This is a genomic window from Sphingosinicella sp. (genome assembly GCF_052388015.1).
In the GTDB taxonomy this organism is placed as follows: Bacteria; Pseudomonadota; Alphaproteobacteria; order Sphingomonadales; family Sphingomonadaceae; genus Allosphingosinicella.
The window spans coordinates 1-9,633 of the sequence record NZ_JBQTIN010000098.1 but is presented as its reverse complement, the minus strand read 5'-3'; the positions used below and the strand labels follow the sequence as shown (position 1 = coordinate 9,633).

Here is a 9,633-nt window from a genome sequence, read left to right as displayed (position 1 = left end):
AGCTGCTCGTGCCGAGCGTCAACCTGGAATATGGCCAGGCCTATCTCGAATATCTGCGCGACTTGCCCTCGACCGGCGGCCTGCTGCCGCGGGTGATCGCCTCCTACAATGCCGGGCCGGCGCCGATCGCGCTCTGGAACGTCCGCTTCGACCAGAGTGATCCTTTGCTGTTCCTCGAGACGATCCCGTACTGGGAAACGCGCGGCTATGTGCCGATCGTGCTACGGAACTACTGGATCTACGAGGAGCGGCCGGCCGATCGCTCGGTGAGCCGGCGGGCGCTTGTCCAAGGGCTGTGGCCGCGATTCCCCGGCATGAGTGGCGCGACCGCGGTTCGTCTCGCGCCCCGCCCGACCATTCCCGCATCGGCGCTCGCGGCGGGCCGCGACTGATCTTTGTTCTTGCTATGTTCTAGCGATCGGCGCATCCTTGCCGCATGCCACGGCCTGACGCGCGCGCCGGCCGGGGCGCGCCCGAGAATCGCACCCCGGACCGCTTCAACCTGCCGACCCGCGAGGCGGACGGCGACTGGCTCGACGCGCGCGAGGAGCTGGATGACGGCTTGCCGCCGCTGCGCACGACGGTAACCATCGAGCATCCCAGGACGATCATCTCCCGCAACCAGTCGCCTGACGTCGGCTTCGATCGCTCGATCAACCCCTATCGCGGCTGCGAGCATGGCTGCATCTACTGCTTCGCCCGGCCGACCCACGCTTTCCACGACCTCTCGCCGGGCCTCGATTTCGAGAGCCGACTGTTTGCCAAGCCCGACGCGGCGAAGCTGCTCCGCGCCGAGCTGGCGAAGCGGAATTACGCCGTCCGCCCCATCGCGCTCGGCACCAACACCGACCCCTATCAGCCGATCGAGGGCCGCTGGCGGATCACCCGCTCGATCCTCGAAGTCCTGCTCGAATGCAGGCACCCGTTCACGATCACGACCAAGTCGGACCGGGTGCTGATGGATCTCGACATCCTGCGGGAGGCCGCGCTCGATCGCCTCTGCTTCGTCGCTCTTTCAGTGACGTCGCTGACTCCCGCAATCGCGCGTACCCTCGAGCCCCGCGCCCCCGCTCCGGGCAAGCGGCTGGCCGCGGTGAAGGCGCTTCGCGAGGCCGGCATTCCGGCCTGGGTCTCGATCGCACCGGTGGTGCCGGCGATCACCGATCATGAGCTGGAGCATATCGTCGAGGCGGCGGCCGAGCACAAAGCGCTCGGTTGCTTCTATCTGCCGGTGCGCCTGCCCTACGAGGTCGCGCCCCTGTTCCGCGCCTGGCTCGACGAGCATTATCCCGATCGCGCCGCCAAGGTGATGGCGATCATCAATTCCATGCGCGGCGGCAGGGACAACGATCCCAACTTCTTCAGCCGGATGCGCGGCCAAGGGCCGTGGGCGGCCTTGCTCAAGGCGCGCTTCGAACGGGCGATCCGCAAACACGGCCTGAACCGCGAGCGCCATAAGCTGCGCACCGACTTGTTCCAACCGCCCGAAGGCGCGCAGGGGCGGCTTTTCTAGCGGCGACACCCCCGCGCCTGCGCCAGACCGCGCAGGAAGCCGCGGCGGGCAAGGCCGGCGTCGACCGCCGCCTGCATCCGGCGGTCGGCCTCGGCCGAGCCGCTGAGCTCGCGCACCACGCCGCGGAAGGGGATGATCGTGTTGACGACAGCGCGACCGCCCGCCTCGGCGATGCGGCCGGCGCGGCTGCCCTGCCGTTCGGACGGCGCGTCGAAATCCCGGCCCAGCGCGCCGTCGAAGTCGCGCAATTCGCGGACGATGCCGGCGCAATTGCGGGTGCCGGCCAAGCTGTAAGGGCCGGCCCGAGCGCTCTCTAGCACCGAGGGGATCGTCGCCCGCCGAAGCCCCACGTCGCGCGCGGGCTCGGTGGCGATCCGCTCGACGCGCTCGCCGGTTGAGCCGGGCTCACGCGCTGTGCCCTGTGCCGACGCGGCGCTGCCGACGCATAGGTAGGCCAGCGCTGCAAATTTGAAGATGAGCCTCATGGTAGTCCCCATCGATGCGCGCCCGTTATGATCGCGCGACAACGGGAGTCTAGACCGTCGGTCTGGGCGGGATCCACCTAGTTGTCGTTGAGACCATAAGGCGCCCTCGTGCGCAGCCGTTCTTTCCAAGTGGCTTCGATGCGAACCACTTCAGCTTCGGGCAGGTCGGGTGAGACGCGCTGCAGAATTGAGAAGCGCAGATTCACGGGATCGCGGGACCGCAGCAGCTTGTTTCCGCCATGTCCGGTACGAGAATAGCCCAGCCAGCGCTGGAAAATATTCTCCGTCCCATAGGCCGACCCCACATATTGGCCACCATCGCTCTGATCGATGATCAGATAGATTCCGCGCCAGTGACTGAGCGCCGTCCGCCAGCTCGATGGTAAAACGCCCAACTCGTTCCAAGCCAGCGTGATTTCCTCCCACGGCGGCATGGCGGGCGTCAGCAAATTTTCCTCTGCAATCGCCTCGATCGGAAATTCGTTGCGGTCGGCCCATCGATACCACGACCGCTCAAGCCCAGGCCATCCGACGACAAGGCGGCCGCGCCAAGCAGGTTGCCATTCGGTGAGCGCCAGCTTGAATTCGAGCACGGTGCTGCGCCCAGCCGTAGCCTTCATGCCCTCAAGACCGAGCGACATAAGCTCGCGATGCAGCGGGCGGCCGAGACATTGCGCGACCGTGAGAGAACGATGCGAAACAACATCGTAAAATCCAACGAAAAGCGCCTGTTTTGGGCGGTAGCGGATGAACGACGCTAAATAGCGCGCCCGCGTCAGCGCAGACTCCGTATTCGCTCCATGAGTGCTCTGATAGCAGTCGAAAAGATCCGGGCGCTCGGCTGCGATCCACGAAAAGCGCCGGTTTAGCGACGCCTCCTTGGGCCGATGGCGGAAAACCAACACTTCTTTGGGCTCGATGCCACCTAGCCGAAGCACTTGGTTCAGCGTCAGAGGCTCCGAGGAGGTCACCCTAGCGCCTTCTTCAGCAGTTCGTTGACCACCGCAGGGTTGGCCTTGCCCTGCATCGCCTTCATCGTCTGGCCGACGAAGAAGCCGAACAGGGCCTCCTTGCCGCCGCGATACTGTTCGAGCTGGCCCGGGTTGTTGGCGAGCACCTCGGCGATCACCGCCTTGATCGCGTCGGTGTCCGAGGTCTGCTTGAGGCCGCGCTCCTCGACGATCCTGGCCGGGTCGTCGCCGGTTTCGAGCATGATCTCGAACACCTGTTTGGCGAGTGTGCCGGACAGCGTGCCGTCGGCGGTGAGGCGGATCAGCTCGGCGGCCTGCGCGGGGCTGACCGGGCTGTTCTCGATATCCTTGCCGAGCCGGTTGAGCGCACCGAACAGCTCCGACGTCACCCAGTTCGCGGCGCGCTGCGCCTGATCGGGCGCCAACCTGGCCAGCACCTCTTCGAACCAGCGGGCGGTGGTCACGTCAGCGGTCAGGACACCGGCATTGTAGGGCGTGAGGCCAAGCGCCTGCTCGTATCGCTGCCGCTTGGCGTCGGGCAGCTCGGGCAGGCTGGCGCGACATTCTTCCAGGAATGCGTCGCTCAGCTCCACCGGCAACAGGTCCGGATCGGGGAAATAGCGGTAATCGTGCGCGTCTTCCTTGGAGCGCAAGGCGCGCGTCACGCCCTTATCCGGATCGAACAGGCGGGTTTCCTGGACTACCCTGCCTCCATTTTCGAGAACTTCGATCTGGCGGAAAATCTCATGGTGAATAGTTGCCATAATGAAGCGCACCGAATTGACGTTCTTGGTCTCGGTGCGCGTACCCAACGGATCGCCACGGCGGCGCACCGACACGTTCACGTCGGCGCGCATCGAGCCCTGCTCCATATTGCCGTCGCAGGAGCCGACATAGCGCAAGATCGCTCTCAGCTTCCGGACATAAGCTCCTGCTTCTTCAGGCGAACGCATGTCCGGCCGCGAGACGATCTCCATCAGCGCGACGCCGGAGCGGTTGAGATCGACATAGGAAGAATTCGGGTGCTGATCGTGCATCAGCTTGCCCGCATCCTGCTCGACATGGATCCGCTCGACGCCGATCGTCTTGGTCGCCCCGCCCTCCAGATCGACCTCGATCGCGCCTTCGCCGACGATCGGGTGGTAGAGCTGGCTGATCTGATAGCCCTGTGGCAGATCGGCGTAGAAATAGTTCTTGCGGTCGAAGCGGGACCAGGGGTTGATCCGGGCGTTGAGCGCCATGCCAGTGCGCACCGCTTGCCGCAGGCACTCCTCGTTCGGCACCGGCAGCATGCCCGGCATCGCCGCGTCGATCAGGCTCACCTGGCTGTTCGGCTCGGCGCCGAATTCGGTGGCCGCACCGGAAAAGAGCTTGGTATGCGAAGTGATCTGAGCGTGAACTTCCAAGCCGATTACGGCCTCCCATAGTTCACCATCAGGGCTCTTAAAGTAGGTATCGGTCGCCATCACCACCAAGCCTCCGGGCGCGCGGTGAAGCCGGCGCGTTCTTCGAGCGCGAGGCCGGCGTTGAGGACAGTCTGCTCGTCCAGCGCCCTGGAGACGATCTGCAGGCCGAGCGGCAGGCCCTGGCCGTCGAGCCCGGCGGGTACCGACATAGCGGGCAGGCCGGCAAGGCTGGCCGGGACCGCGAAGACGTCATTCAGGTACATGGCGATCGGATCGGCGCTCTTCTCGCCCAGTGCGAAAGCGGCGCTCGGCGCGGTCGGCGTCAACAGCAGGTCGCATTTCGCCCACACCTGCTCGAAATCGCGAGCGATCAGCGCGCGGACCTTCTGCGCCTGGTTGAAATACGCGTCGTAGAAGCCGGCGGAGAGCACATAAGTGCCGATCATGATCCGCCGCTTCACCTCGGCGCCGAAGCCGGCGGCGCGGGTCGCCTCGTACATGTCGTTCAAGCCGCCCTGCTCCGGCTGGACGCGCAGGCCGTAGCGGACGCCGTCATAGCGGGCGAGGTTGGACGAGGCCTCGGCCGGGGCGATGATGTAGTAGGTCGGCAGCGCATATTTCGTGTGCGGCAGCGAGACCTCGACGATCTCGGCGCCCGCGTCGCGCAGCCAGTCGATGCCCTGCTGCCAGACCGCGTCGATCTCGACGGGCACTCCGTCAATCCGATATTCCTTGGGAATGCCAACCCGCTTGCCCTTGAGATTGCTGGAAAGATTTGCCTCCCACTGCGGCACTGGCAAATCGAGCGAGGTTGAATCCTTGCGGTCGAAGCCGCTCATCGCCTCGAGCATGATCGCGCAATCGCGCACGTCCTTCGCCATCGACCCGGCCTGATCGAGCGAGCTGGCGAAGGCGACGATGCCCCAGCGTGAGCAGCGGCCATAGGTCGGCTTGATGCCCGAAATGCCGACGAAGGCGGCGGGCTGGCGGATCGAGCCGCCGGTGTCGGTGCCGGTGACGCCGGGCGCGAGCCGGGCCGCCACCGCCGCCGCCGAGCCGCCCGAGCTGCCGCCCGGCGCCAGCGGCGCATTGCCGCCGTCGCTCCGCCGCCAGGGCGAGATGACGGGGCCGTAGCCGCTGGTCTCGTTCGACGAGCCCATCGCGAACTCGTCCATGTTGAGCTTGCCGAGCATGCCCGCGCCGGCCGCGAACAGCTTGGCGCTGACACTGCTCTCATAGACCGGCTTGAAGCCTTCCAGGATGCGGCTGCCGGCTGTGGTCTGCACGCCCTCGGTACAGAACAGATCCTTGATGCCCAGCGGCACGCCCGAGAGCGGCTTCAAGTCGCCCGAGGCCCGCGCCGCATCCGCTGCATCGGCGGCGGCGAGCGCATGCTCCGGCGTCTCGACCACGAAGGCATTGAGGCCCCGCGCCTTCTCGACCGCGCCAACGAAGGCGGTCGCAACCTCGCGGGCGCTGAACGCGCCGTCCTTCACGCCGTCGCGTATTGCGGCGACGGTCAGATCGGTGATCGTCGTCATTCGATCACCTTCGGCACGGCGAAGAAACCATGCTCGGCGTTCGGCGCGTTAGCGAGCACTTCATCACGGATACCGCCGTCGGTGACGATATCGTCGCGGAAGCGCAGATGATTGGGAATCACCGCCGTCATGGGCTCGACGCCGCTGACATCGACCTCCCCCAGCTGCTCGATCCAGCCGAGGATGTTGGACAGTTCCGGCGCAAGCGCGCTCACCTCCTCATCGCTGACGGCGATGCGGGCGAGCCTCGCGATATGGCGCACGGTGGCGGCGTCGACTGACATGGAGCGGGCGGCTAGCACCCCTGCTGCACTGCGGCAAGGCGAGGCCGCTCAGGCGTTCGGCGGCATCTCGTAGCGCATCGCGCCCACGTCATTTCCTTCTGTATCGAGGAAGCGGATCAGGGTGCCGACGGTGGGGATATGAGCGGGCGGCATCGTCACGGAGCCGCCATGGGCGGCAACCGCCGCCGCGATCGCCTCGACATCCTCTACCGCAAAGGTCGGTTCGAAGCCGTTGAGGCCCGTGCCGCTTCGCGGTTCGTGCCGCTGGTGCATCAGCCCGCGAACGCCGGGATCGGCGTCGTCGCCGGTCTGGATCAGGTAGAAGCCCGGCGGCCCCCAGGGCTCGAACCGCCAGCCGAACACGGCGGTATAGAAAGCGATGGCCCGGTCGATCTCATCGACGTGGATGGCGAAGGAAGCGAGATTGGCTGGCATGGCCGCAGTCTAGGCGCGCTGGCGGCGATGGCTCAATCCCGCTAATACGGCAAATTATGTTGCAAAAGCGTCACTCACTGGCCGATGAGCCGCATTTGATCGTCCGCAGTCTCGACGTCACCTATGGCTTGGGCACTCGCAGCGGCGGCCACGCCCATCCCTGGCACCAGCTCATATATGCCTCGGCGGGCGTGCTGACCGTGCGGACCGGGAATGGCGCCTGGGTGCTGCCGGCCGGCCGCGCGCTCTGGGTGCCGGCCGGCATGGCGCACGACGTGCATTTCGTCAGTGCGGCCCGGCTGCGGACCCTCTACCTGCGCCCGGAGCTTTGCGGGCCGCAGCCCGAGCAGATCGGCGTCGTCACGGTCTCCCCGCTGCTGAGCGAGCTCATTCTGCGCGCGACGCGCCAGGGAATGCTCGACGGCCGGGAGCGGGCGGACGCCGCGCTCGCCACCCTGATCCTCGACGAGTTCCGCCAGTCCGGCGCGCCGCCCTTCCAATTGCCGCAACCGCGCTCGGCCGAAGCGCGGCGGGCGGCGGACCTGATCGCGGACGGCGATGTCACCGGCACGACGGCGCTGGCGCGGGTGGCCGGACTCGGCAAGCGCACGCTGGAACGGCGCTTCCGGGACGAAACCGGCATGGGCCCCGCACAGTGGCGCTGCCGCCGGGCGTTCCTGGCCGCGGTCGAGCAACTCGCGGCCGGCGCCAGCGTGAAGGCGGTCGCGGCCGCCGCCGGCTATGCCAGCCCCAGCGCTTTCGTAGCCGCCTTCCGTCGCGCATTCGGAGTCACGCCTGGGCGCTATTTCACCGGCGCCTGAAGCCGTCGGGCTTGCCAGTGCGGCGCGTATCGGCTTCACGCACGGACATGCCGGACAAGCGCCGCAGCCCCGCCGGCTGCTTCCTGAAGATCGTCGCCGCCCTCATCATCCTCGTGCTCGCCGGGGCGCTGCTTTACCGTGTCTTCGAGCGCCAGCTGATGGAGCTCGCCTTCGTGCCCTCCGCGGACTTTCAGGAGGTGCCGATGCCGGCCGGCGCCAATTATGCGCAGGCGGCGCTCTGGATCGCGCGGCCGGACATCGCCGGCAATCCGGCGCTTTGGGCGCCGCGAGGCTTCAGCCCGACGACCAGCCCGCGCGTCTCCGTCTTCTTCGTCCACCCGACCAGCTTCCTGGAGCGCAGCGCCTGGAACGCGCCGCTCGACCATCAGGATTCGCAGACTCGGGCGGCGCTTTTCGTCCGCAGCCAGGCGAGCGCCTTCAACGCCGTCGGCGCGATCTGGGCGCCGAAATACCGTCAGGCCACCTTCGGCGCCTTCCTGACCGGCCAGCAAGAGGCGCAGCAGGCGCTCGACTTCGCCTATCGCGACGTGCGCGCCGCTTATGATGCGTTCATTCGACAGGCGCCGGCCGACCGCCCGATCATCCTCGCCGCGCACAGCCAGGGCAGCCTGCATCTGATGCGGCTGCTGCAGGAGCGGGTGCGCGGCGCGCCCGAAGCGGGGCGGATCGTCGCCGCCTATGTGATCGGCTGGCCGGTGTCGGAGACGGCTGACCTCCCCGCCATCGCCCTTCCCGCCTGTGAACGGCCCGATCAGGCGCGCTGCCTGCTCTCCTGGCAGAGCTTCGCCGAGCCCGCGGACCCGGCCCAGGTCACCGAAGTCTATGACGCCAGCGCCGGCCCCGGTGGCGTCTCGCGCGCCGGCTCGGCGATGGTCTGCGTCAACCCGCTGACCGGCGCGCGCGGCGGCGCGGCGCCGGCCCAGAGCAATGGCGGCACGCTCGTCCCCAATGCGGATTTCAGCGACGCCGAGTTCAGTCGCGGCGCGGTCGGCGCCCGCTGCGGCGAGCGCGGCTTCCTGCTGCTCGGCGACCAGGCCGCGCTGCCGGACATGGGCGCCTATGTGCTGCCGGGGAACAATTATCACGTCTACGATTACGCCCTGTTCTGGGCGAACCTCCGCGCCGATACCGAGCGGCGGCTGGCGGCGTTCGAGGCACGCCGATGATACTCGACCGCGCTCCCGATTTCCGCGCCCTGCTGTCCAACGGGGGGCGGCTGATCGGCCTCGACGTCGGCACGAAGACGATCGGCGTCGCGCTCTGCGACTCGGGCTGGACGATCGCCAGCCCCGCGACCCTGATCCAGCGCACCAGATTCGCGGCCGACAAGGCGGCGCTGGCGGCGCTGATCGAGGCTGAGCGGGTGGCAGGCATCGTCCTCGGCCTGCCGCTCAATCTCGACGGCAGCGATTCCCCGCGCACCCAGTCGGTCCGCGCCTTCGCGCGCAACCTGCTGCCGCTCGGCCTGCCGATCCTGCTCTGGGACGAGCGCTGGTCGACCCAGGCGGTGACCCGCACTCTGATCGACGCCGACGCCAGCCGGGCGCGACGGGCCGCGCTGGTCGACAAGATGGCCGCCGCCTACATCCTCCAGGGCGCGATCGACGCGCTGACGAGCATTCCCCCCATGTAACGATTGCCAAGCCGGCCAAAGCGAGTCAGGCTCCCCGCTCCACCGGGAGGGGAATCGACATGAAGAGATTATTGCTGACCAGCGTGGCCGCGCTCGCCGCCGCCTCGCTTTCCGCCTGCAACGTGCAGGTCACGCCGCCGCAAAACACCACGAGCGCAGCGCCGGCCGCGCCGGCCGCTCCGGCCCAGCCCGCCGCGCCAGGCCAGCCCGCACCAAGCGGCAACCCTCCGCCGAGCGCCGAAGTCCTGCCGGGCCAGGCGCGGCAGAATTTCACCGTCAACAATCAGACCGGGCATATCGTGGTCACGCTCAACGTCTCGGCCTCCAACGACAACAATTGGGGTCCGGACATTCTCGGCGCCCAGATCCTGCAGAACGGCCAATCGGCCGAGGTCACCTTCGGCCGGAACGAGTCGTCCTGCCTGTGGGACATCCGCGCCACCTATGACGACGGCGGCACGACCGACGTCCGCCAGGTCAACCTGTGCGAGGTGGCGACCGTCAACCTGATCCCGGGTTGATC

General features: G+C 67.5%; 11 protein-coding genes and 1 pseudogene. 6 read left to right on the top strand and 6 right to left on the bottom strand.

Annotated features, from left to right (window positions below; genetic code table 11):
• Both ACT4N3_RS07980 and ACT4N3_RS07975 read left to right on the top strand, forming a co-directional pair.
• A pseudogene (locus tag ACT4N3_RS07980) lies at positions 1 to 392 on the top strand (lytic transglycosylase domain-containing protein); the annotation flags it as partial.
• A 44-nt stretch (positions 393 to 436) separates the two neighbouring features.
• A complete protein-coding gene (locus ACT4N3_RS07975; RefSeq protein ID WP_444854685.1) occupies positions 437 to 1,513 on the top strand; it encodes a PA0069 family radical SAM protein in 1,077 nt (358 codons plus the stop codon).
• On the opposite strand, the gene ACT4N3_RS07970 is transcribed toward ACT4N3_RS07975, so the two are convergent.
• From ACT4N3_RS07970 to ACT4N3_RS07945, 6 genes are all read right to left on the bottom strand, one after another.
• Complete coding sequence (locus ACT4N3_RS07970) at positions 1,510 to 1,998, bottom strand: hypothetical protein (RefSeq protein ID WP_444854684.1); 489 nt, start codon at positions 1,996 to 1,998, stop codon at positions 1,510 to 1,512. The two genes, ACT4N3_RS07975 and ACT4N3_RS07970, sit on opposite strands and share 4 nt — an antisense overlap.
• 77 nt (positions 1,999 to 2,075) lie before the next feature.
• Complete coding sequence (locus tag ACT4N3_RS07965; RefSeq protein WP_444854683.1) at positions 2,076 to 2,969, bottom strand: GIY-YIG nuclease family protein; 894 nt, start codon at positions 2,967 to 2,969, stop codon at positions 2,076 to 2,078.
• Positions 2,966 to 4,435 (bottom strand): Asp-tRNA(Asn)/Glu-tRNA(Gln) amidotransferase subunit GatB, encoded by a 1,470-nt coding sequence (gene gatB, locus ACT4N3_RS07960; RefSeq protein ID WP_444854682.1) that lies wholly within the window; start codon positions 4,433 to 4,435, stop codon positions 2,966 to 2,968. The genes ACT4N3_RS07965 and gatB overlap by 4 nt, the downstream gene beginning before the upstream one ends.
• A complete protein-coding gene (gene gatA, locus ACT4N3_RS07955; protein ID WP_444854681.1) occupies positions 4,435 to 5,916 on the bottom strand; it encodes an Asp-tRNA(Asn)/Glu-tRNA(Gln) amidotransferase subunit GatA in 1,482 nt (493 codons plus the stop codon). The genes gatB and gatA overlap by 1 nt, the downstream gene beginning before the upstream one ends.
• The gene (gatC, locus tag ACT4N3_RS07950) at positions 5,913 to 6,200 is read right to left on the bottom strand and encodes an Asp-tRNA(Asn)/Glu-tRNA(Gln) amidotransferase subunit GatC (protein ID WP_444854680.1); all 288 of its coding nucleotides are present in this window, start codon (positions 6,198 to 6,200) and stop codon (positions 5,913 to 5,915) included. Before gatC ends, gatA begins: the two co-directional genes overlap by 4 nt.
• Before the next feature lie 48 nt (positions 6,201 to 6,248).
• On the bottom strand, positions 6,249 to 6,635 hold the full coding sequence (locus tag ACT4N3_RS07945) for a VOC family protein (protein WP_444854679.1): 387 nt from the start codon (positions 6,633 to 6,635) through the stop codon (positions 6,249 to 6,251).
• Between the two features lie 56 nt (positions 6,636 to 6,691).
• Here ACT4N3_RS07945 and ACT4N3_RS07940 point away from each other — a divergent pair, with 56 nt between their 5' ends.
• From ACT4N3_RS07940 to ACT4N3_RS07925, 4 genes are read left to right on the top strand one after another with little or no spacing between them, the layout of a single operon-like run.
• Complete coding sequence (locus ACT4N3_RS07940; RefSeq protein ID WP_444854678.1) at positions 6,692 to 7,456, top strand: AraC family transcriptional regulator; 765 nt, start codon at positions 6,692 to 6,694, stop codon at positions 7,454 to 7,456.
• A gap of 47 nt (positions 7,457 to 7,503) precedes the next feature.
• The gene (locus tag ACT4N3_RS07935) at positions 7,504 to 8,643 is read left to right on the top strand and encodes a DUF3089 domain-containing protein (RefSeq protein WP_444854677.1); all 1,140 of its coding nucleotides are present in this window, start codon (positions 7,504 to 7,506) and stop codon (positions 8,641 to 8,643) included.
• Complete coding sequence (gene ruvX / locus ACT4N3_RS07930) at positions 8,640 to 9,110, top strand: Holliday junction resolvase RuvX (protein ID WP_444854676.1); 471 nt, start codon at positions 8,640 to 8,642, stop codon at positions 9,108 to 9,110. Before ACT4N3_RS07935 ends, ruvX begins: the two co-directional genes overlap by 4 nt.
• A gap of 59 nt (positions 9,111 to 9,169) precedes the next feature.
• Complete coding sequence (locus ACT4N3_RS07925) at positions 9,170 to 9,631, top strand: hypothetical protein (RefSeq protein ID WP_444854675.1); 462 nt, start codon at positions 9,170 to 9,172, stop codon at positions 9,629 to 9,631.
• The last annotated feature ends 2 nt before the right edge of the window (positions 9,632 to 9,633 follow it).

What these genes read in the sequence shown, in the direction of transcription:
- ACT4N3_RS07975 (WP_444854685.1), top strand. Translation starts at nt 437, where the DNA reads ATGCCACGGCCTGACGCGCGCGCCGGCCGGGGCGCGCCCGAGAATCGC.
- ACT4N3_RS07970 (WP_444854684.1), bottom strand. Translation starts at nt 1,998, where the DNA reads ATGAGGCTCATCTTCAAATTTGCAGCGCTGGCCTACCTATGCGTCGGC.
- gatB (WP_444854682.1), bottom strand. Translation starts at nt 4,435, where the DNA reads ATGGCGACCGATACCTACTTTAAGAGCCCTGATGGTGAACTATGGGAG.
- gatA (WP_444854681.1), bottom strand. Translation starts at nt 5,916, where the DNA reads ATGACGACGATCACCGATCTGACCGTCGCCGCAATACGCGACGGCGTG.
- gatC (WP_444854680.1), bottom strand. Translation starts at nt 6,200, where the DNA reads ATGTCAGTCGACGCCGCCACCGTGCGCCATATCGCGAGGCTCGCCCGC.
- ACT4N3_RS07945 (WP_444854679.1), bottom strand. Translation starts at nt 6,635, where the DNA reads ATGCCAGCCAATCTCGCTTCCTTCGCCATCCACGTCGATGAGATCGAC.
- ACT4N3_RS07940 (WP_444854678.1), top strand. Translation starts at nt 6,692, where the DNA reads ATGTTGCAAAAGCGTCACTCACTGGCCGATGAGCCGCATTTGATCGTC.
- ACT4N3_RS07935 (WP_444854677.1), top strand. Translation starts at nt 7,504, where the DNA reads ATGCCGGACAAGCGCCGCAGCCCCGCCGGCTGCTTCCTGAAGATCGTC.
- ruvX (WP_444854676.1), top strand. Translation starts at nt 8,640, where the DNA reads ATGATACTCGACCGCGCTCCCGATTTCCGCGCCCTGCTGTCCAACGGG.
- ACT4N3_RS07925 (WP_444854675.1), top strand. Translation starts at nt 9,170, where the DNA reads ATGAAGAGATTATTGCTGACCAGCGTGGCCGCGCTCGCCGCCGCCTCG.